Source organism: Yersinia massiliensis (assembly GCF_003048255.1).
Classification (GTDB): Bacteria; Pseudomonadota; Gammaproteobacteria; order Enterobacterales; family Enterobacteriaceae; genus Yersinia; species Yersinia massiliensis_A.
Genome location: NZ_CP028487.1, coordinates 1,368,745 through 1,389,195 on the forward strand (window position 1 = coordinate 1,368,745; position 20,451 = coordinate 1,389,195).

Below are 20,451 nucleotides of genomic sequence, written 5' to 3' on the forward strand. Positions count from 1 at the left end.
ATATGACTATGAGCTCGCCAATTCAGATTGGAAACAAAGACGGCCACAAGAATAAAGCAACGTTAGCACGCTATGCGCCGCTTATTTTTCTGGTGCTATTGATGGCGCTATTTACGTTATTGGCTCCGCGTTTTCTCTCATCAATCAATCTTTTTAATATCGTCAGGCAAGTGTCTATCTACGGCATTATCGCCGTCGGGATGACATTCATTATTTTGACTCGAGGCATTGATTTGTCCGTCGGGGCCATCGCGGCTTTAGCGGGAATGGTTGCCGCCGTGGTCGCTAAGGGCGGCATTGAAGGCCAGTTTATGTTTTTCGCTGATGGACGGGCGATGGGCTGGCAATGGGCAGCATTGGCCGCCATTCTCACCGGCGGATTGGCCGGTGCATTGCAAGGATTGATTATCGCACGCTTGGCTGTGCCTGCATTTGTCGTGACCCTCGGGGGGCTAACGATATTTCGTGGCCTGACGTTGATGATAAGTAACGGCAGCCCAGTGAGCGGGTTTGATGACGCCTTGGGGTGGTGGGGGCGGGGCATGATCGGGCCGGTTCCGGTGCCCGTGATTGTGTTCGCGTTAGTGGCGATTGTCGCCTCAGTGACCCTGCACTTTACCCGCTACGGCCGTTCAATTTATGCCATTGGATCCAACCCTGAAGCGGCGCGTTTATGTGGCCTGAACGTGAAAGGGGTGGTGACCAGTGTTTATGTGTTGACCGGATTACTCGCGGGACTAGGCGGCTTTTTACTGACGGCGCGCCTAAATTCCGCGGAAGCCGTGGCGGGTAATCAGTATGAATTGTATGTGATAGCCGCAGTAGTGATCGGCGGCACCAGTTTGTATGGCGGCACGGGCAGTATTTGGGGAACGGTGATTGGCACCTTACTGATTGGTGTCCTGCTCAATGGGCTGGTCATTTTGAATATCTCGCCGTACATCCAGCAATTACTGATTGGCATCATCATTGTGGCAGCAGTGACATTTGATATCTTCATCAAGAGGCAAAAACGATGAGCAGAGCGGTCTTTCTCACCGGCACCTCTGTTGTCGAGACGCCGAAATTTACCCTGTCAGCCGCATCTTTATCCGTTGAGTTTGATCATGGCGCTTTACGCTGGATTCGCTGGCGCGGTGTCGAGGTGTTACGCGCACTGACCTTTTTAGTTCGCACGCCGGGTTGGGGAACCCCCGAGCCACAAATTAGCGGATTGGATATTCAGCAGAGTGATAATGCCTTTGAAGTGAGCTATCAGGCACGATACGTCAATGGCGACGAGCGGGTCAAAGTCGATCTTCATTTTGCGGGGCGTAGCGATGGAACATTGTCAGCCACGGCGCGGATTGCGGCAGAGACGCCCTTTGATACCAACCGCACTGGATTCGTGGTGTTGTATCCACTCGCTGGATTTGCGGGGACAGAGATCCAAGTCGAACATGCGCAAGGGGAAAGCGCAGCATTAACGATCCCCGAGGCCATTAGCCCTGGGCAACCCATTTTTGATATTCGTGCGATAACCCATCGGCCGATTGAGGGGCTATCGGTGGTGACTCGTTTTGATGGTGATATTTTTGAGGCCGAAGATCATCGTAATTGGTCGGATGCGTCCTTTAAAATGTACAGCCGCCCAATTGGGCTACCTTATCCTTATCGCTTGTTGCCTGAGCTGGTGACGCACCAATCGGTCACCATCAATATTCACGACCACGCCATTTCGCAACCTGATGAACCGGTGGCTAATACGGCTCAATCGATACGAGTGGCGGTGGGGAAAAAGACAAAACAGACTCTCCCTGCCATTGGTTTAGGGCTATCTGCAAATGAAAGTGCCGATGCTATTCCTTATGCCTTTCAGTTGGCGGCGCTTGGCCCCGTTCACTTATTGCTGCGATTTGATCCTGCTGCTCAGCACTCGATTGATCATCTTGCGGCGGCGAGCCAATTGGCTTCTAACGCGCATTTACCGGTGGCGTTTGAATTACTGCTGACGGCCAGTCATGACCCTGCGCCGGAAATTGCACAGGCAGCAAAATGGCTGGAAATTGTCGGCATTTCACCCATCTCTGTCGCTATCTTCCCGAAAGTGGATGAGCGTTCATTCCAGCCGGATGAGGTGCGACCGCCATCCCCTACGGATACGGCAATCTACAGCGAAGCTAAAAAAGCCTTTCCTACGCTGGCTGTTGGCGGTGGGAGTCCGGCCTTCTTTACTGAACTTAACCGTAAGCGCCCCTCGGCGGGAGCATTTGACTTTATCACTCACGCGACGGCTCCGACGGTGCATGCGGCAGACGATGCCTCCGTTGTCGAAACCTTGCAGTCACTGCCGCATATCATTCGGTCGGCCAGACAAATTATCAGTGCTGACCAAGGAGTCGCCGAAAGTGTGCCTTATCGCATCGGCCCGATAGGCATTGGCGCGCGGCTCAATCCCTATGGTAGTGGTCCGGTGGCGAATCCGGATTCTGCCAGAGTGGGGCTAGCCGCTAATGACCCACGTCAAAGAGGGCTATTGGCGGCGGCATGGCATGTCGGTTACGCCGCCGTGGTGGCTGAACATGGGATCGATACCTTGGTCTTGGGCGCACCGACGGGGCCGTTTGGCGTGGTATCAACCCAGCAGCCCTATGCGCGTCAGTGGTGGGATGAGCAGGTTGAAGGCGCGGTGTACCCGTTGTTCCATGTGGTAGCCGACTTAGCCTCTGGTAGCGGAAAACCGCGCCTCGAAACCACATCGAACAGTGAAAAACTGGCAGTGCTAGGGTGGGTCGATGGCGATAAGCATGTCTTACTCATCGCCAATCTTGCTAGCGAATCCGTGAATGTCACGCTCGCGGATGTGGACGTAGCTCGGGTGCGTATCTTAGATGTTGCTCACAGTGAACTGGCGGCGTTATCACCCGCTATTTTCCGCCAACACAGTGAAGAGCGGGATATCGGTCAGGGCATCAATTTGGATGCATATGCAGTAGCAAAAATCAGCTATCAGAGAAAATAACGAAATGACGTCAAGATTACGAGGCGCGGTGGTGGGCTGTGGCTTTTTTGCCCAGAACCATCTGGCAGGTTGGAATGATATTGAAGATGTCGAGATTGTGGCGGTCTGCGATCTGGATATTGAGAAAGCCAAAGCGGCAGCAGCGAAATTTGGCATCGCGCATTACACCGATGATGTTAATGCGCTGTTTGCGACACAAAAACTCGATTTCGTTGATCTGCCTACCACGATGGAAACCCATGAAGCATTGGTGGCGTTAGCGGTGTCGCACCAGATCCCCGTGATTGTGCAAAAGCCGTTTGCGCCTGATCTGGCGGGGTGCCGCCGGATGGTGGCCCTCGCACAGGCGGCAAATGTACCCTTGATGGTGCATGAGGACTTTCGCTTTCAGCATGTTTTCAGAGCCGCCAAGCAGATTATTGATAGAGGTGAATTAGGCGAATTAACCTTTGGCCGTCTCTCGTGGCGCACCGCCATTGATGTCTATTCGAACCAGCCCTATCTGATCAACGTGAAGCGTTTCATGATCATGGATGTTGGCATCCATTTACTGGATTTGGCGAGGTTTCTCTTTGGCGAGGTGGACGGTGTTTTTTGTCGCACCCAGCAAATCAAAGAGGGGATCGCCGGTGAGGATGCCGCCACGCTGCTGCTTACCCATGACAATGGTGCCACAACGGTACTGGATTTTAGCTATGCCTCACGGCGCTACCCTGATCCCTTCCCACAGACCGGCGTTGAGATTGAAGGGACGGCAGGCACGTTGTTAATCGGGCTGAATCAAGAGCTGACTCTGCACAAGCAAGGTGAATCCACACTGCAAAAAATAGCGCCTGACGCACGTTCATGGACCCGTGAGCCTTGGACGCAAATTCAAGACAGTGTGGTACACACGCAGCGCCATTTTATTGACTGTTTACGCCAACATCGCGAACCGGATACCTCGGGGCGAGACAGTTTATTAACTTACGGTTTGCTTGAAGCGGCCTATTTATCAGCGTCGACTGGGCGGCTAGAACGGCCCGAGAGAGATTAAGTGACGCGAGGAGACATCATGGGACTAACTAGCACGCGGCCATTGGGCAACTCAGGGTTTCAGATACCCACGGTTGGGGTGGGCACTTGTCCACTCGGCGAATTATTCGAGGAAATTACCGAGCAGGACGCGCAAGCAACACTGGAAACCGCATGGGATAGCGGTATCCGGCTGTATGACACGGCACCTTGGTATGGGCGCGGACAAGGCGAGCATCGAACCGGTCGATTCTTGTATCGCAAAGACAGAGATGACTATGTGCTGTCAACCAAAGTGGGCCGGCGTTTATTCGCGCCTCATACACGAAAAACGTTTCAAACCGCCCCTTGGCAAGGCGGCTTAGCCTTTGATCATGTTCATGATTATACCTATGGCGGCATTTTGCGCTCCTATGAGGATAGCCTCCAGCGCTTGGGGATCAATAAAGTCGATATTTTGTATATCCATGACTTGGATACTGGCTATTTCCCTAATGAGCAAGATTTGCTCGGCAAGCTAAAAGAGTTGGAATCGGGTGGTTTCAAAGCGCTGGAAGAACTGAAAGCGGCAGGGGAGATTGCTGCGTTCGGGGCTGGGATCAATGAAGTGGGCATGATTAACCGTTTTCTGGATCGCTACCCCTTAGATGTGTTTTTGGTGGCGTCGCGTTACACCTTACTGGAACAGACTCTTTACGCTGACGAACTGCTGCGGGCACAACAACAGGGGGCCGGTATCGTCATTGGTGGGGTGTTTAATTCCGGCGTATTGGCGACCGGTATCCATGATGACGCACGTTATGACTACGGAAAATTGCCGCATTCCGTCGCCGATAAAGTCAGAAAACTGCAAACCATCGCGGCTGACTTTGCGGTTCCGTTGGCGGCGGCAGCGTTGCAATTCCCGCTGGGGTTCAGCGCCGTCGCCAGTGTGCTGTACGGCCCATCTCGACCCGCTGAAGTCACGCAAAATTCAGCGAGTTTTCAGTACCCCATCCCAACCGCGTTTTGGCTGGCACTCAGAGAGCAGGGGTTGATTGCGGAACAGATTCCACTACCCGGCCTGCCGGTATAAGTGCAGACCCGTTATTTTACCAGGAGGGGTTATATGACAGATAAAAAAACTTATAAAACAATCATTTCAGTCGATGAGTTAGCTGAACATTTGCACGATACAAATTGGGTCATCTTAGATGCGCGATTCACGTTGGATGATGAAAACTGGGGGCAAAATCAATATCTGGCAGGCCATATTTCCGGTGCGCACTACGCTAATTTGGCCACTGATTTATCGGGTACCGTCATTCCCGGTCATACCGGCAGGCGGCCATTGCCGCCGATTGAGGTGTTTACCAATACGCTTTCTCAGTGGGGCATTGGCCCTGACACTCAAGTCGTGGTGTATGACGCAAGTGGGGGATTGATGGCGGCATCTCGAACCTGGTGGATGCTGCGTTGGTTAGGACACGATGCGGTGGCGGTATTGGATGGTGGCTGGCCTTTATGGCTAGCGTCAGGCAATTCAACCGATACCGAGGTGCCAACACCCACTCCTGCGGCATTTGTGGCGAAAGAGCGACCTGATTTTATTGCCACAGTGGCACAGGTCGATAACGTCCGCCAAAACCCTGAATGGGCAGTATTTGATTCCCGCTCTGAGGCGGGTTTCCACGGAGGCGGCATCTATCATGATCCGGTGCGCGGCCACATTCAGGGCGCAAGGCTGGCAGATCGCGCCAACACACTCGACAGCGACGGGCGCTTTAGAACACCGCAAGCGCTGCGCCAGCATTACACCGATTTATTGGGCGATGTGCCAATTGAGCAAACCATATTTTATTGCGGCTCTGGCGTGACGGCTGCGCAGAACCTTTTGGCGGTGGTGCATGCGGGGCTGGGGAATGCCAAACACTATGTGGGTTCATGGAGTGAATGGATTACCGATCCCTCACGGCCCGTGGAGTTATAGATCTTTGCAGCATAGCCATTTTTAACATTTTATTTCACTGCTGGCGGGCGCGTCAGCAGGCGACGACAGAAGGTATCTATGAGCAATATTATTGAAAAACTCTTTTCTTTACAGGGCAAAGTGGTGTTGGTGTCGGGTGCAGGTGGAGCCATTGGGCGAGTGTTGAGTCAAGCGTTGGCGAATGCGGGGGCGACAGTCGCCTTACATGACATTGATCTTGCGCGCATCAAACCAGTGCAAGAAGCGATTGAGGCGGAAGGAGGCAAGGCTTTATCCATCACCGCTGATTTAAGCGATGTTGCCGCTTGCCGGCAGTTAGTTGATACCGTGCATGACAAGTTGGGGCGGATTGATATCCTGCTTACCAGTGCGGGGGTCAATCGCAGAAAGCCCATTAAAGACGTTAGCGCCGAGGATTTCGATGCCATCATTGATATCAATCTGCGCAGCGTCTACTTTTTGGCGCAAGCTGTCCAACCTTACATGGCAAAGCAAGGGGGCGGGAAAATTGTGAATATCAGTTCACTCAGCGCCAAACATGCCTTTAATACCATTTCAGTTTATGCCGCATCAAAAGCGGCGGTGAGTCAATTAACCAAGGCCATGGCCCGTGAATGGGTTGGGGACAATATTCAAGTCAATGCTATCGAACCAGGGTTTATTAAAACAGAATTCACCCGCCCACTGTGGGATGACGAGTATCGTTCCAAATGGTTCCAGAACTTCATTCCTCAAGGGCGTCTAGGGAATCCCGATGATTTAATCGGTGTGGTGTTATTTTTAAGTTCAGCAGCCTCCGCTTATTTGACGGGGCAGGCGATTACGATAGATGGGGGGGTGTTGGCGGGCTCTTCTTGGGTTAATCCCGATCCCCTTCATCCTTGAAGCCGCAAGGTTGTTAGCGGCGTGCACTTACCCGAATCACTGACGAGTGTCAGCTTATCGGGATGCGTTTGCTTGCTGCCTACTTGCGACTCCAATGATTTTGGGGATGATGCTGTTTCATCCTTGAAGCCGCAAGGTTGTTAGCGGCGCGCACTTACCCGAATCACTGACGAGTGTCAGCTTATCGGGATGCGTTTGCTTGCTGCCTACTTGCGACTCCAATGATTTTGGGGATTGATGCTGTTTCATCCTTGAAGCCGCAAGGTTGTTAGCGGCGCGCACTTACCCGAATCACTGACGAGTGTCAGCTCATCGGGATGCGTTTGCTTGCTTGAACCCCGACTGGCCTTGGGGTTCAAGCAGATTAAGTGACAACTTATTTAATTTTAGTAATCTTTTTCACATCCACTTCTACTGAGTTCCAGTCCTTATCGACTTTCCCTTCAATTTGAACTTTATCTTGTGGCGTGATGGTTTGGCCCTGCCAACGTTTACTATCGATATCCACCGTAATGGTGCCGGTACTGTCGCGGAAAGTATAAGTATCGTGGCCTAAACGCTCGACGATATTCCCTTGCAAGGTCACGCGGCTGTCATCTCGCATCTCTTTGACTTTATCAACAGTGGTATTCGAAGCGCTAGGGCCGGTAAATCCGCCCTGAGTGGCAGGCTGAGTTTGCGTGGTTACAGGGCCATCAAAGCCGCCCTTTGCCGTGTCAGTGGCACTATGGGCCAACAGAGGGGCACTGCATAACATCATCAGTGTGGCTGCTAAAGTGAATTTCTTCATCATATTGCTCCTTCAATGAATGAATAATAACGACTGAAACAGGAAACGATAAAATCGCTATGGTACTCAAGCGTAGTCCAATTCTCGTTAAGGCAGACTGATATATCAAAATTCGCTGAATAAATGGGGATTCAGTTGCGCCATATCAAGTACCCTTAGTGGCTTTCACCTTGTGCGCGCAGTAAATTAGTCGCACTGCAAACCCGTGGTCACGTGCAATGCTTCACTTAGCGATGGCACTTTTTCGCCGCTCAGGACTCCAATCACTGGTTATCATTTTCTCACTGCCCATACAGATGTTGCTGTGACGCGCTTTTTGCAGCAAAACGAATTGGATGTAGTGCTTTTTTAAGGAGCGTTAGATGAATATTCGCCCACGGTTGTCTGGGGTGCGGTTGTTGTTACTGGGAGCCCCTTTGGTGCTGGCTGGGTGTTCAAGCATGTCCGGTTTTTCTTGGTCAAGTTTGTCTCCGCTTAACTGGTTTAGTGGCAGTAGCAGCAGTATGCAGGTGACTGATCAAGGTGTCGGCGGCATTACCGCCAGCACGCCACTGGTAGAAAATGACATCAAAGCGGGGCTGAAAGGTGACTTTCGGTTACGCAGTGGGATGGCGACCAATGATGGCAAATTAGTCTCTTTCTATCAGGCGATGAAAGATGACCAAATTAAGCTGGTGATATCCGGCCAAGCTAAAGGGACGGTAGAGCGTATCGATGTCATGGATACCACCATCCCAAGCCAATGGGGCGTCAAGATAGGCACCCCCTTTAGTGATTTATATCAAAAAGCATTTGGCGCTTGCCGCAAAGGCACTGGCGATGATGCCGCGCAAATAGAATGTGCTGCGCCAGAGAGCAAACATGTGAGCTATTTATTTACCGGTGACTGGCATGGTCCAGAAGGTTTAATGCCAGCGGATGATTCCTTGCAGAGTTGGAAGGTGAGTAAGATTATCTGGCGCGCCAAAAGCGAATAAATATTATTATCTTCTCAATAACTCTCCTATTAAGGCGCTATTTTCCTAGCGCTTTAATCATATTCTGATGCCATATTACTTAGCTCAATTTTATTTTGCGTTGACGCAAGGTTATTTTAATCGCATCAGCTATTATACGCTCCTGACTTGGCGCTACAGCATCGTTAGCCGCAGTCGCTGCTGCTCAGCCTTTACGCCAATTAATTTGGGTAAACATTCGGTATTACTACGGTTTTTTAGTGAGGAAAAAAATGACTCAAGTACAGAGTGGCATTTTGTTGGAGCATTGTCGTTTTGCCATATTCATGGAAGCAAAAGTGCAGGGTGAATTTGATGCAATTCGTCAGGGATGCAAAAAGTTCTGCCATTCATTGCAAGAGTTGCAGCAACAATTTCCGAATGAACATTTAGGGGCTGTTATCGCGTTCGGTTCTGATATTTGGCACGATTTATCTAACGGGCAGGGCGCGAAAGAATTGAAGCCTTTTGTACCATTGGGCAAAGCGCCAATGATTGCCCCTGCAACACAACGCGATTTATTAATTCATATTCAATCACTGCGTCAGGATATTAACTTTACCTTAGCGCAAGCGGCGCTGGCTGCTTTTGGTGATGCCATCGCGGTTGAAGAAGAAACACACGGTTTCCGTTGGGTTGAAGAACGTGATTTTACCGGCTTTATTGATGGTACCGAGAACCCGCAAGGCGACAGTCGGCCTGAAGTGGCGGTGATCGCCAATGGCGAAGAAGATGCCGGTGGCAGTTACGTTTTAGTTCAGCGCTATGAGCATGATCTGAGAAAATGGCAGCGCATCCCTGAGCATAAGCAGGAACAAATTGTTGGCCGTACCAAGCACGACAGCCAAGAATTGTCATCTGATCAACGCCCTGATACCTCCCACGTTAGCCGAGTCGATCTGAAAGAGAACGGCAAAGGGCTGAAAATTTTGCGCCAAAGCCTGCCTTACGGTAAAGCCAGTGGCAAACATGGCTTGTACTTCATCGCTTATTGCGCGCGCTTGCACAATATCGAGCAGCAATTATTGAGCATGTTTGGCTCAGTAGATGGCAAGCATGATTTATTACTCGGTTTCAGCAAACCGGTGACCGGCAGCTATTACTTTGCCCCATCGCTGACTAAATTGTTGTCGCTGTAATTATCGTTGTCGCTGTCACTTTACATGCTAATAGCGAAAGGCCAGATAACTGGCCTTTGATTGCTGGCAAACCGCGATGACTCAATCTTGAACGGTGAGAACAGGCAGAAGAGTAAAGCGTCCGCGCCAAGGATGGCGCGGCTCGAGCCTACAAGGATGTATTTACGGCGTCTTTACGATCTGCCTGTTCTCTCCGCCACTGGCTCAGTATCAAACCAAAAGCCCGCCTTTATTTGTTCTCTACTCTCTTTATCCTTACGCAGAATAGATGGCGTCACGCATTCTGTTCACGACAGTTTGTTTCTGCTCTTTGGTCAATGCGCGCAGTGGCAGACGTGGATTACCCGCATCAATGCCATGCAACTGCATTGCAGCTTTACCCGCCGCTACACCACCAAACTCGACCAGCACACGGATCAGTGCAATCACTTGATCCATGCCACGCTGTACCGCAACTTGATTGCCAGCATTGAAATCAGCAATGATTTTGTGGAACAAAGGAGCCGCATAGTTATAGGTACTACCGACAGCACCGATTGCGCCAACCGCCAAACCACCGGGTAGATGCTCATCCACACCAAATGGAATATCAAATTTACCGCCGCTGACCCGCAGGCAACGCTGGAATTCATACAAATCGGCATTATTGAATTTAATCCCTGACAGATTCGGGATTTTGGATTCTGCTGTGATCAGGAACTGTTCCATATCCAAATTCACGCCGGACATGCCTGAGTGGTAGTAATAGAAACCTTTTGACGGTGCTGCATCCGCAATGGCCTGACAATAGGCAATCAGGTCATCGAGGTTACCCGGTTTAAAGAAGCAGGGGCCGATGGCTGACGTCGCGAAGATATCCAGTGTTTCCGCATGGCGCGAAAGATCGACAGCATCTTTGATGCTCAGAGCGCCAGTGTGCAAGGTGATGCTTAATTGACCTTGCGCCGCTTTGACCCAACGTTCAGCAATTTTTTTTCGCTCTTCGACCGAGCAATGAATGCCCTCGCCAGTGGTGCCGCAAACATAGACGCCTTTCACGCCATCGTTGACCAGATGCTCGGCAATTTGGTCAATCACAGGGTAGTTGACCTCACCCTGCTCATCAAAGGGGGTGTGCGGTGCTGCGATAAGACCAGTTAACTTTTTCATACGCATCCTTAAACATCAGAGAGAGTGGGTCACCCAAATGGGTGCAATTATCATCAATGTCATTAATATTCAGTCAGTTTTGCGGCTTCATGTTGCTCGATAGCGTCGCAGAACCAACCGCAAATATGTTCGATACGCGTAATCGCCGAACCGACGGTCACGGCATAGGCACCCGCTGAAATAGCGGCTGCTGCCAGTGCAGGCGAATTATAGCGGCCTTCAGCAATCACCCGACAACCGGCTTGGGACAGTTGTTTCACCAATGCCAGATCAGGCTCAGTCGGAACGGGATCTTGGGTATAGCCAGAGAGTGTTGTACCGATAAAGTCGATGCCTAATCGGTGTGCTAACAGCCCATCCTCAAGATTGGAAGCGTCTGCCATCACTAGGCGACCAGTTGCTCGTACCCGTTGATATAATGCCTCAACCGTGACAGGACGAGCACGGCAAGTAACATCGAATGCAATGATGTCAGCACCTGCGTCACTCAGCGCATCGACATCTTCCAACCACGGCGTAATTCTGACTTCTGAATCGGGCAAGTCACGTTTAATAATGCCGATAATCGGTGCATCTGTAACTCGGCGCACCGCCAGTATATTGTTGATGCCTTCAACTCGCAGGCCAACTGCTCCCCCAGCGAGTGCCGCACACGCCATCGCTGCCACAATCTCAGGCGTGTCCATGGTGCTACCGGGGACGGGTTGGCAAGAGGCGATCAGGCCATTTTGGAGCTTGTGGCGAAGATCACTGGTGGTACTCATGGTCGGGTCACTGGCAGTCAGATTGCGCACGGTTTTATGCTCCGATCTTAAAAATTAAATGAAGTTTTACTCCATCATGTTAGATCTTTTGTTTGCTGGGTGCAATGGTCAAAAAGTGAAATTAACGGTCTTTGTGGAGTGTAACTCCAATTGTGAAAAATTAATGGAGTTATGGCTGAAAAGTTGCGATAGTCAATGGCAGAATATTCGTGATAGACGCGTGAGGGTTGGGCCAAATGGGTAAAGTGTTAGCACTGGATATTGGTGGAACAAAGATTGCTGCGGCAGTGGTCACTGAAAGTGGCATGTTAATTGGACGCCAACAAGTGGCGACGCCACGGGGAGGTGCAGGGCAACTGGCTCTCGCGCTCGAATCCTTGATTCTCCCTTATCGACATTTGGTCGATTATATTGCAGTCGCCTCAACGGGCATTATCAGTGGTGGCCGTTTGACCGCACTGAACCCCGCTAATCTGGGCGGGCTGGCAGATTTCCCATTGCAAGACTGCATCCAGTCGATGACGGACTTACCTTGCGTGCTACTCAATGATGGGCAAGCCGCCGCGTGGGCTGAGTATCAGGCTTTAAGTGATCAGCGTGATGTGAACAACATGATGTTTGTGACCGTATCAACCGGTGTCGGTGGCGGCATCATATTGAATAAAAAGCTGCTGGTGGGCAATCACGGATTAGCAGGTCATATCGGCCACACACTGGCAGACCCTCATGGCCCCTTGTGTGGTTGCGGTCGCCGAGGATGTGTTGAAAGTGTGGCATCAGGTACGGCCATCGGGACTGAAACCTTGGGTTGGAAGCAGCCAGTTGCCGCCGCCAAAGTGTTTGAAATGGCGCAACTTGGTCATGCACAGGCGGAAAACATCATCAGCCGCTCGGCGACGGCAATCGCCTTGATGCTGGCAGACATGAAAATGGCATTGGATCTGGAAGTTGTGATTTTGGGTGGCAGTGTCGGGCTGGCGGTCGGGTATTTGGAGCGCGTCATTGGTGCACAAAAAATGCTGCCGGAAATATATCGCGTGCCAGTGCAAGAGGCATCTCATCGGCAGGACAGTGGATTGCTAGGGGCGGCTCTCTGGGCCAAAGAAACCCTTCGTTCCTGAGCCTACGCCAATTGCGCTAGGGCGAATAATGACGATTAACAATAGAGGCAAGTATGATCAGCGGTTCATTATCACAAACGGCATTTTTTGATGGGTTACCCGCACGGCTCCAGTGGGTGTTAGCGTATTTGGCTAAACAGCCTTTGGCAGAGCTGAGCTGCGGTCGCCATGAAATTGATGGCGAGCTGCTTTTTATGAATGTGATGGCGTTTGATACCCAACCGGCTGAGAGCAAGAAAGCAGAAATGCATCGCACTTATGCGGATGTCCAACTGCTCATCAGCGGCATTGAAGGCATCGAATATTCGACCTTAACCCCAACCGAGCATCTCGAGCCTTATCATGCGGAGGATGACTACCAACTCATCGCCGATATTCCTGATAAAAGCCAGTTACGCATGTTGCCGGGAATGTTTGCCGTCTTTTTACCCGGTGAGCCACACAAACCAGGCTGCCAGATTGCGGGTTCGGGTGCGATTAAAAAAGTGGTGGTCAAAGTGCACCACAGCTTATTGCATGGCCCAGCTTCGCACTGATCTTTCAATAATAAAAACGCCCGTTACCTTTGACATCTTCCCCGGCCCCCCGGGGTTTTTTTTATGCTTTTTAATGGAATGTATTTCGCACAATGTCGCCATTTTTCTTCACGAAATGAGCCAACTATGTAATGATGCGCCCCAGATATGTCCCCTGTTCATCAATTCTCTTTCCCTTGAGGTGTCCACGTGAAAACTGGTGCTCCCCGTTTTAAGCCAGGTAAAATTCTTGATGCCTTGGGTGCGATGCAAAACAGCCTGACACGTTCAGCTCAACGAATTGCCGCCTATATTCTGGCGGAACCCGCTAAAGTCACCCAATTGTCCATTGCTGATCTTTCCTCGCAGACACAGGCCGGTGAAGCCACCATTATTCGATTTTGCCGAACGCTGGGTTACAAAGGGTTTCAGGATTTCAAAATGGATCTGGCCATTGAGGTGGCGACCCGTCATCACGATGAGAACAGCTTGTTAGATGCGGATGTGCAAGAAGGGGATGATGCACTGGCGATCGGCACTAAATTACAATCGGCTATCAATAATGTGTTATCTGAAACGTTAAATCTGCTGTCTCTTGAGAGTGTTGAGCAGGTGGTTAAGCTATTGCGCCCTGCTGACCGAATCTGCATTTTTGGCGTGGGTTCTTCGGGGATAACGGCGGAAGATGCCAAAGGTAAATTAATGCGTATCGGGCTGCGGGTCGATGCGGCGACAAACAACCATTTCATGTATATGCAAGCCTCTTTGATGCGCCCCGGTGATGTCGCCATGGGGATTAGCCACTCGGGCACCTCGGCTGAAACAGTACATGCTTTGAAACTGGCTAAACAAGCGGGAGCCACCACGGTGGCATTGACTCACAATATGGGGTCAACCATTACTGAATTGGCTGATTATGTATTGATTAACGGTAACCGTCAGGGTCAGTTGCAAGGAGACTCTATCGGCACCAAAATCGCGCAACTGTTTGTGTTGGATTTGATCTACGCATTGCTGGTTAAAGCCGATCCGGCGCAGGCCGAAAGTATTAAGCGTAAAACCACCCAAGCGGTCAGCCAAAATGGCTGATCGGTAATACATTTCCTACTGTAATTCCTCGCGACCGCTGCGGAGATATTCCGTCAGCGGGGGTGAATACCCCGTTATCCTGTTGCTTCTCTGCCGCACATTAGCATTTCGCCATCTTTGTCACGTTTTAAACACATTGTGATTGTATTAGCGAACTAATCTTATACACTCAAATGGAGTTTTACTCCTTTGTATATTTTTATGTGGAGTAAAATGACATAAATATAAATGTGGCGAGAACCATCGGGTAGTAACCGATTACATTATTTAAAACAGTTGGTTACTGTGGTTATACCTGCCGCGGGGAAAACAGTTTCTGCCAGTGAGCTTTGCTGGTGGTGGAGAGAGCGACGATATGAGCACATCAGTAGAGTCTCGAGGAGACAAACCATTGCGTTGGTACAAGCAGCTAAGCCCCGCGCAATGGAAGGCATTTATTGCCGCCTGGATCGGTTACGCCCTGGATGGTTTCGATTTTGTTCTGATTACGCTGGTGTTGACTGATATTAAGCAAGAATTTGGTCTGACACTGATTCAAGCCACGAGCCTGATTTCAGCGGCCTTTATTTCGCGCTGGTTCGGGGGATTGGTGCTCGGGGCCATGGGTGACCGTTATGGCCGAAAATTGGCGATGATCACCAGTATCGTGCTGTTTTCCTTCGGAACACTCGCCTGTGGCTTAGCGCCGGGTTACACCACCTTGTTTATTGCCCGATTGGTGATTGGCATTGGGATGGCAGGGGAGTATGGCTCCAGTTCCACCTATGTCATGGAAAGCTGGCCTAAGCACATGCGTAACAAAGCCAGTGGTTTCCTGATTTCGGGTTTCTCCATCGGCGCGGTATTAGCGGCTCAAGCCTATAGCTTTGTCGTTCCTGCATTTGGCTGGCGCATGCTTTTCTACATTGGATTGTTGCCAATTATCTTTGCTTTGTGGCTGCGTAAAAATCTGCCAGAAGCGGAAGATTGGGAAAAAGCCCAAAGTCAGCAGCAGCAGTCTAAGCAAACCAAAAGCCTTAACATGGTGGATATCCTGTACCGCAGCCAACTCAGTTACCTGAATATTGGCCTCACTATCTTTGCTGCGGCGGCGCTTTACGCCTGCTTCACCGGTATGGTATCGGCTCCCGTGATTGTGATCCTCGGGGTTCTTTGTGCCGCCATTTTTGTCTACTTTATGATTCAAACCAGCGGTGATCGTTGGCCGACCGGTGTGATGCTGATGGTGGTGGTGTTTTGCGCCTTCCTCTACTCATGGCCGATTCAGGCACTGCTGCCCACTTATCTGAAAATGGATCTGGGTTATGACCCGCACACGGTCGGCAATGTGTTGTTCTTCAGCGGATTTGGTGCTGCGGTGGGTTGCTGCGTTGGGGGCTTCCTCGGTGACTGGTTAGGCACCCGTAAAGCCTACGTAACCAGCTTGCTGATTTCGCAATTACTGATCATTCCTCTGTTTGCGATTCAAGGTAGCAGTATCTTGTTCCTCGGCGGTTTGCTGTTCCTGCAACAGATGCTAGGGCAGGGGATTGCTGGGTTGTTGCCAAAACTATTGGGCGGTTACTTCGATACTGAGCAGCGAGCGGCAGGTTTGGGCTTTACCTACAACGTGGGTGCCTTGGGTGGTGCGCTAGCACCGATTCTTGGGGCATCGATTGCTCAGCATCTTAGCCTCGGTACGGCACTGGGATCGCTCTCGTTCAGCCTCACATTTGTCGTGATTCTATTGATTGGTTTTGACATGCCATCCCGCGTACAGCGCTGGGTACGCCCATCTGGTTTACGCATGGTCGATGCTATCGATGGCAAGCCATTCAGTGGCGCAATCGCACCGAGCAACACTGGTGTCGTCACGCAAAAGTAAATTAAGGCCGTTTTTTATCGCCCAGCGCAGGTCGGCTGGGCTTTTTCATTATTACAGAAAGGTAAAACGATTCGCTGGCAAACTGCGTTGTGACTGGCTTAGAGCATTTGATACTTGCACATCACTAAACGGTATATAAAAGCGTTATAGGTATGCACCTAGTTATAAATACACTGAAGATATTAAGGGCACGGTTAACCAAGAATGACATGCCTGCCAGATGAACTCAGTGAATAAGGTGCAGAATGAAACAAACTTCAGTGAAGACGAATGGATGGACCCGTGTTGCCTTATTAAGCGCGTTAATCTTCGGTAGCGCAACGGCTTCTGCGACTGAGTTGCTCAACAGTTCTTACGATGTTTCTCGTGAGTTGTTCACTGCACTGAATCCGGGTTTTGAGAAACAGTGGGAACAACAAAATCCTGGCGACAAACTGACTATCAAACAATCCCATGCTGGCTCTTCTAAGCAGGCATTAGCTATCTTGCAAGGCTTGAAAGCTGACGTGGTGACGTATAACCAAGTGACCGATGTGCAAATTCTGCACGATCGCGGCAATCTTATCCCCGCTGACTGGCAAGCTCGTCTGCCGAATAACAGCTCACCGTTCTACTCCACCATGGCTTTCTTGGTGCGCAAAGGCAATCCAAAGAATATCCACAGTTGGGATGACTTAGTGCGTGAAGACGTGAAACTGGTGTTCCCGAATCCTAAAACCTCAGGCAATGGCCGTTATACCTATTTGGCGGCTTGGGGTGCGACGCAGCAGGCTAATGGTAAGGATGAGGCGAAAACCCGTGACTGGATGAAACGCTTCTTGGGTAACGTCGAGGTTTTTGATACTGGCGGTCGTGGTGCAACCACCACGTTCGTTGAGCGCGGCTTAGGTGATGTGCTGATCAGTTTCGAATCTGAAGTGAATAATATCCGTAAAGAATATGGCAGCGACAAATACGAAGTCATTGTCCCGCCGGTCGATATTCTGGCGGAGTTCCCTGTGGCGTGGGTAGACAAAAATGTGGAGAAGAATGGCACTGAAAAAGCGGCCAAAGCTTACCTCAACTATCTCTACAGCCCAGAGGCACAGCAGGTGATCACCAGCTTCAACTACCGCGTTAATGATAAAGCGGCGATGGACGCGGCCAAATCCCAATTCCCTGAAACGAAATTATTCCGAGTTGAAGAGCAGTTCGGTAGCTGGCCAGAAGTGATGACGACTCATTTCGCTACAGGCGGTGTGCTGGATAAATTGTTAGCGGAAGGGCATCAGTAATGTTGTCGGCATCCAGTAAACGGGTTCTGCCCGGTTTTACCCTCAGTCTCGGGAGCAGCCTGCTTTACACCTGCCTGATTTTGTTACTGCCGCTTAGCGCGTTAGTGATGCAGGTCGCACAGATGAGTTGGGCGCAGTACTGGGAGGTGATAACTAATCCTCAGGTCGTCGCCGCTTATAAAGTGACCTTGTTGGCTGCGGGCGTGGCGAGTGTCTTTAATGCCGTCTTTGGCATGTTGATGGCGTGGATTTTGACCCGCTATCAATTCCCAGGCCGCAGTGTGCTTGATGGCCTGATGGATCTTCCTTTCGCCTTACCGACAGCCGTCGCAGGTTTAACGCTGGCGACCTTGTTTTCCACCACCGGCTGGTACGGTGCGTGGCTAAACGAATTCGGTATCAAAGTTTCGTTCACGTGGTTAGGGATAGCGGTGGCGATGGCATTTACTAGCCTGCCGTTTGTGGTTCGTACCGTGCAGCCAGTGTTAGAAGAGCTGGGACCAGAATATGAAGAGGCGGCTGAAACCTTAGGCGCGAGCCGTTGGCAGAGTTTCCGTCTAGTGGTGATGCCAGAACTGGCTCCGGCACTGCTTGCCGGTACTGCGTTGTCCTTCACGCGCAGCTTGGGTGAGTTCGGTGCTGTCATTTTCATCGCCGGTAATATCGCGTGGAAAACCGAAGTGACCTCGCTGATGATTTTCATCCGTTTGCAGGAATTTGATTACCCCGCGGCCAGCGCCATTGCCTCGGTGATTTTAGCCGTTTCACTGGTGCTGCTGTTTGGTATTAACACGTTACAAAGCCGCTTTGGTCGGCGGATAGGTGGTCACTGATGGCGGATATCACCGAGTTCAACGGCGTAGCCCGCCCACCGATCAACTGGGGGAAATGGACCCTGATTGCTATCGGCGCAATATTCTCGTTTTTACTGCTGGTGATCCCGATGGTGTGGATCTTTATCACGGCATTCTCGAAAGGGATTGAGGTGGTGGGGCAGAACTTATCTGATCCCGATATGCTGCATGCCATTTGGCTCACGGTCTTGGTGGCGCTGATTACGGTTCCGGTAAATTTGGTGTTTGGGGTGGTACTGGCTTGGCTAGTGACACGCTTTGTCTTTCCTGGGCGTCAGTTGTTGATGACGCTGATTGATATTCCGTTTGCGGTTTCGCCGGTGGTAGCCGGTTTGATGTATCTGCTGTTTTACGGTTCGAATGGCGTGGTTGGTGGTTGGTTGGACTCGCACGATATTCAGCTGATGTTCTCTTGGCCCGGTATGGTGCTGGTGACCATCTTTGTCACCTGTCCGTTTGTGGTGCGTGAATTGGTGCCCGTGATGATGAGTCAGGGTAGCCAAGAAGATGAAGCCGCCGTCTTGCTCGGTGCCTCTGGCTGGCAAATGTTCCGCCGCGTGACGTTACCGAATATTCGCTGGGCGCTGCTGTATGGCGTGGTGTTGACCAACGCCCGCGCAATTGGTGAGTTTGGCGCGGTCTCTGTGGTATCCGGTTCTATTCGTGGCGAGACTTACACCTTGCCGCTGCAAGTTGAGTTGTTGCATCAGGATTACAACACGGCGGGGGCCTTTACGGCCGCTGCACTATTAACGCTGATGGCAATAGTGACCCTTTTTCTGAAAAGCGGCCTGCAATGGCGTTTAGCGCGTCAGGTTGTTCGTCTCGAACAGGAGCAAAAGCATGAGCATTGAGATTGATAATATCAGCAAGTATTTTGGTCGTACCAAGGTACTGAACAACATCCAGCTTGATATTCCTTCTGGCCAGATGGTGGCGCTGCTCGGCCCGTCCGGTTCGGGGAAAACCACTTTACTGCGTATTATCGCAGGGCTGGAAAACCAAAACGCGGGGCGCTTAAGTTTCCATGGTACGGATGTTAGCCGCTTGCATGCTCGTGATCGGCGTGTGGGTTTTGTGTTCCAGCATTACGCATTATTCCGCCATATGACGGTGTTCGATAATATTGCTTTTGGCCTGACGGTGTTACCGCGCCGTGAGCGTCCGAATGCCGCCGCGATTAAGCAGAAAGTGGCGCAATTGCTGGAGATGGTCCAACTAGGCCATCTGGCTAATCGTTATCCCTCACAGCTTTCTGGCGGCCAGAAACAGCGCGTCGCGTTAGCGCGTGCGTTGGCGGTTGAACCTCAAATTCTGTTGCTAGACGAGCCTTTCGGCGCGTTGGATGCACAGGTGCGTAAAGAGCTACGCCGCTGGTTACGCCAACTGCACGATGAATTGAAATTCACTAGCGTATTCGTGACCCACGATCAGGAAGAAGCGATGGAAGTGGCTGATCGCGTGGTGGTGATGAGTCAGGGGAATATTGAGCAAGTCGGGACACCTGATGAAGTATGGCGTGACCCAGCGACGCGGTTTGTCTTGGAATTCCTTGGTGAAGTGAATCGCCTGAGCGGTGAAATCCGTGGCTCACAGTTGTTTATCGGCGCACACCACTGGCCATTGGATTTAGCGCCGATGCACCAAGGCAGCGTGGATTTATTCCTGCGACCATGGGAGATGGAAGTCAGCACGCAATCGAGCGATCGTTGCCCATTGCCGGTTCAAGTGCTTGAAGTCAGCCCTCGGGGCCACTTCTGGCAGTTAACCGTACAACCTATTGGTTGGCATCAAGATCCGATCAGTGTCGTCTTGCCTGAAGGCAATATCGATGCACCTGTACGCGGTAATCGCTACTACGTCGGGGGATTGAACGCCCGCTTATATTCTGGCGATCAATTATTGCAACCCATTGCGTTAGCACAAAGCGCCTGATAAATTTTTCTGCAAGTGGCAAATAGAGGTGGCCTAATGGCCACCTTTTTATTTGTGAATATAGAATCCGGTCCCAGTTCTCGGCGCGGCAAA

At 51.0% G+C, this 20,451-nt stretch carries 19 protein-coding genes; 16 read left to right on the forward strand and 3 right to left on the reverse strand.

Going from position 1 to position 20,451, the window contains the following annotated elements; all coding sequences use genetic code 11:
- Positions 1 to 8 precede the first annotated feature (8 nt).
- The 6 genes from DA391_RS06260 to DA391_RS06285 all read left to right on the forward strand — a co-directional run bounded on the left by DA391_RS06260 (position 9) and on the right by DA391_RS06285 (position 6,869).
- Complete coding sequence (locus DA391_RS06260; protein ID WP_050083481.1) at positions 9 to 1,019, forward strand: ABC transporter permease; 1,011 nt, start codon at positions 9 to 11, stop codon at positions 1,017 to 1,019.
- The gene (locus DA391_RS06265; protein ID WP_108087462.1) at positions 1,016 to 3,001 is read left to right on the forward strand and encodes a hypothetical protein; all 1,986 of its coding nucleotides are present in this window, start codon (positions 1,016 to 1,018) and stop codon (positions 2,999 to 3,001) included. The genes DA391_RS06260 and DA391_RS06265 overlap by 4 nt, the downstream gene beginning before the upstream one ends.
- A 4-nt stretch (positions 3,002 to 3,005) precedes the next feature.
- On the forward strand, positions 3,006 to 4,037 hold the full coding sequence (locus DA391_RS06270; RefSeq protein ID WP_108087463.1) for a Gfo/Idh/MocA family protein: 1,032 nt from the start codon (positions 3,006 to 3,008) through the stop codon (positions 4,035 to 4,037).
- Between the two features lie 18 nt (positions 4,038 to 4,055).
- Positions 4,056 to 5,090 carry an aldo/keto reductase gene (locus DA391_RS06275; RefSeq protein ID WP_108087464.1) on the forward strand — a complete coding sequence of 345 codons (1,035 nt, stop codon included), beginning with the start codon at positions 4,056 to 4,058 and terminating at the stop codon, positions 5,088 to 5,090.
- Positions 5,091 to 5,123: 33 nt separating this feature from the next.
- On the forward strand, positions 5,124 to 5,984 hold the full coding sequence (locus DA391_RS06280; RefSeq protein ID WP_108087465.1) for a sulfurtransferase: 861 nt from the start codon (positions 5,124 to 5,126) through the stop codon (positions 5,982 to 5,984).
- A gap of 78 nt (positions 5,985 to 6,062) precedes the next feature.
- Positions 6,063 to 6,869, forward strand: coding sequence for an SDR family NAD(P)-dependent oxidoreductase (locus DA391_RS06285; protein WP_050083464.1), 807 nt, complete (start codon positions 6,063 to 6,065; stop codon positions 6,867 to 6,869).
- A gap of 376 nt (positions 6,870 to 7,245) precedes the next feature.
- Here DA391_RS06285 and DA391_RS06290 read toward each other — a convergent pair whose 3' ends face one another.
- On the reverse strand, positions 7,246 to 7,659 hold the full coding sequence (locus DA391_RS06290; protein WP_108087466.1) for a YgiW/YdeI family stress tolerance OB fold protein: 414 nt from the start codon (positions 7,657 to 7,659) through the stop codon (positions 7,246 to 7,248).
- Positions 7,660 to 8,021: 362 nt separating this feature from the next.
- Here DA391_RS06290 and DA391_RS06295 point away from each other — a divergent pair, with 362 nt between their 5' ends.
- Positions 8,022 to 8,636, forward strand: coding sequence for an RpoE-regulated lipoprotein (locus DA391_RS06295; protein ID WP_050083462.1), 615 nt, complete (start codon positions 8,022 to 8,024; stop codon positions 8,634 to 8,636).
- Between the two features lie 251 nt (positions 8,637 to 8,887).
- Positions 8,888 to 9,793 (forward strand): Dyp-type peroxidase, encoded by a 906-nt coding sequence (locus DA391_RS06300; RefSeq protein ID WP_098904846.1) that lies wholly within the window; start codon positions 8,888 to 8,890, stop codon positions 9,791 to 9,793.
- A gap of 255 nt (positions 9,794 to 10,048) precedes the next feature.
- On the opposite strand, the gene DA391_RS06305 is transcribed toward DA391_RS06300, so the two are convergent.
- Both DA391_RS06305 and DA391_RS06310 read right to left on the reverse strand, forming a co-directional pair.
- Positions 10,049 to 10,942 (reverse strand): dihydrodipicolinate synthase family protein, encoded by an 894-nt coding sequence (locus DA391_RS06305; protein WP_098904845.1) that lies wholly within the window; start codon positions 10,940 to 10,942, stop codon positions 10,049 to 10,051.
- A gap of 62 nt (positions 10,943 to 11,004) precedes the next feature.
- Complete coding sequence (locus tag DA391_RS06310; RefSeq protein WP_072084845.1) at positions 11,005 to 11,706, reverse strand: N-acetylmannosamine-6-phosphate 2-epimerase; 702 nt, start codon at positions 11,704 to 11,706, stop codon at positions 11,005 to 11,007.
- A gap of 236 nt (positions 11,707 to 11,942) precedes the next feature.
- Here DA391_RS06310 and DA391_RS06315 point away from each other — a divergent pair, with 236 nt between their 5' ends.
- From DA391_RS06315 to cysA, 8 genes are all read left to right on the forward strand, one after another.
- The gene (locus DA391_RS06315) at positions 11,943 to 12,827 is read left to right on the forward strand and encodes an N-acetylmannosamine kinase (protein ID WP_108087467.1); all 885 of its coding nucleotides are present in this window, start codon (positions 11,943 to 11,945) and stop codon (positions 12,825 to 12,827) included.
- 53 nt (positions 12,828 to 12,880) lie between these two features.
- Positions 12,881 to 13,363 (forward strand): N-acetylneuraminate anomerase, encoded by a 483-nt coding sequence (gene nanQ / locus DA391_RS06320; protein WP_098904843.1) that lies wholly within the window; start codon positions 12,881 to 12,883, stop codon positions 13,361 to 13,363.
- A 189-nt stretch (positions 13,364 to 13,552) separates the two neighbouring features.
- The gene (locus DA391_RS06330; RefSeq protein WP_019212050.1) at positions 13,553 to 14,431 is read left to right on the forward strand and encodes a MurR/RpiR family transcriptional regulator; all 879 of its coding nucleotides are present in this window, start codon (positions 13,553 to 13,555) and stop codon (positions 14,429 to 14,431) included.
- 355 nt (positions 14,432 to 14,786) lie between these two features.
- Positions 14,787 to 16,295, forward strand: a complete 1,509-nt coding sequence (locus DA391_RS06335) for an MFS transporter (protein ID WP_108087468.1) — start codon at positions 14,787 to 14,789, stop codon at positions 16,293 to 16,295.
- Positions 16,296 to 16,540: 245 nt separating this feature from the next.
- Positions 16,541 to 17,569, forward strand: coding sequence for a sulfate ABC transporter substrate-binding protein (locus DA391_RS06340; RefSeq protein ID WP_050083456.1), 1,029 nt, complete (start codon positions 16,541 to 16,543; stop codon positions 17,567 to 17,569).
- Positions 17,569 to 18,402 (forward strand): sulfate/thiosulfate ABC transporter permease CysT, encoded by an 834-nt coding sequence (gene cysT / locus DA391_RS06345; protein WP_050083455.1) that lies wholly within the window; start codon positions 17,569 to 17,571, stop codon positions 18,400 to 18,402. The genes DA391_RS06340 and cysT overlap by 1 nt, the downstream gene beginning before the upstream one ends.
- Positions 18,402 to 19,277 (forward strand): sulfate/thiosulfate ABC transporter permease CysW, encoded by an 876-nt coding sequence (gene cysW / locus DA391_RS06350; protein ID WP_050083454.1) that lies wholly within the window; start codon positions 18,402 to 18,404, stop codon positions 19,275 to 19,277. Before cysT ends, cysW begins: the two co-directional genes overlap by 1 nt.
- Positions 19,267 to 20,358, forward strand: coding sequence for a sulfate/thiosulfate ABC transporter ATP-binding protein CysA (gene cysA / locus DA391_RS06355; protein WP_019212045.1), 1,092 nt, complete (start codon positions 19,267 to 19,269; stop codon positions 20,356 to 20,358). Before cysW ends, cysA begins: the two co-directional genes overlap by 11 nt.
- Positions 20,359 to 20,451 lie beyond the last annotated feature (93 nt).

Excerpts from the sequence above, each read along its gene's own strand:
- DA391_RS06260 (WP_050083481.1), top strand. The coding sequence starts at position 9 with ATGAGCTCGCCAATTCAGATTGGAAACAAAGACGGCCACAAGAATAAA.
- DA391_RS06265 (WP_108087462.1), top strand. The coding sequence starts at position 1,016 with ATGAGCAGAGCGGTCTTTCTCACCGGCACCTCTGTTGTCGAGACGCCG.
- DA391_RS06270 (WP_108087463.1), top strand. The coding sequence starts at position 3,006 with ATGACGTCAAGATTACGAGGCGCGGTGGTGGGCTGTGGCTTTTTTGCC.
- DA391_RS06275 (WP_108087464.1), top strand. The coding sequence starts at position 4,056 with ATGGGACTAACTAGCACGCGGCCATTGGGCAACTCAGGGTTTCAGATA.
- DA391_RS06280 (WP_108087465.1), top strand. The coding sequence starts at position 5,124 with ATGACAGATAAAAAAACTTATAAAACAATCATTTCAGTCGATGAGTTA.
- DA391_RS06285 (WP_050083464.1), top strand. The coding sequence starts at position 6,063 with ATGAGCAATATTATTGAAAAACTCTTTTCTTTACAGGGCAAAGTGGTG.
- DA391_RS06290 (WP_108087466.1), bottom strand. The coding sequence starts at position 7,659 with ATGAAGAAATTCACTTTAGCAGCCACACTGATGATGTTATGCAGTGCC.
- DA391_RS06295 (WP_050083462.1), top strand. The coding sequence starts at position 8,022 with ATGAATATTCGCCCACGGTTGTCTGGGGTGCGGTTGTTGTTACTGGGA.
- DA391_RS06300 (WP_098904846.1), top strand. The coding sequence starts at position 8,888 with ATGACTCAAGTACAGAGTGGCATTTTGTTGGAGCATTGTCGTTTTGCC.
- DA391_RS06305 (WP_098904845.1), bottom strand. The coding sequence starts at position 10,942 with ATGAAAAAGTTAACTGGTCTTATCGCAGCACCGCACACCCCCTTTGAT.
- DA391_RS06310 (WP_072084845.1), bottom strand. The coding sequence starts at position 11,706 with ATGAGTACCACCAGTGATCTTCGCCACAAGCTCCAAAATGGCCTGATC.
- DA391_RS06315 (WP_108087467.1), top strand. The coding sequence starts at position 11,943 with ATGGGTAAAGTGTTAGCACTGGATATTGGTGGAACAAAGATTGCTGCG.
- nanQ (WP_098904843.1), top strand. The coding sequence starts at position 12,881 with ATGATCAGCGGTTCATTATCACAAACGGCATTTTTTGATGGGTTACCC.
- DA391_RS06335 (WP_108087468.1), top strand. The coding sequence starts at position 14,787 with ATGAGCACATCAGTAGAGTCTCGAGGAGACAAACCATTGCGTTGGTAC.
- DA391_RS06340 (WP_050083456.1), top strand. The coding sequence starts at position 16,541 with ATGAAACAAACTTCAGTGAAGACGAATGGATGGACCCGTGTTGCCTTA.
- cysT (WP_050083455.1), top strand. The coding sequence starts at position 17,569 with ATGTTGTCGGCATCCAGTAAACGGGTTCTGCCCGGTTTTACCCTCAGT.
- cysW (WP_050083454.1), top strand. The coding sequence starts at position 18,402 with ATGGCGGATATCACCGAGTTCAACGGCGTAGCCCGCCCACCGATCAAC.
- cysA (WP_019212045.1), top strand. The coding sequence starts at position 19,267 with ATGAGCATTGAGATTGATAATATCAGCAAGTATTTTGGTCGTACCAAG.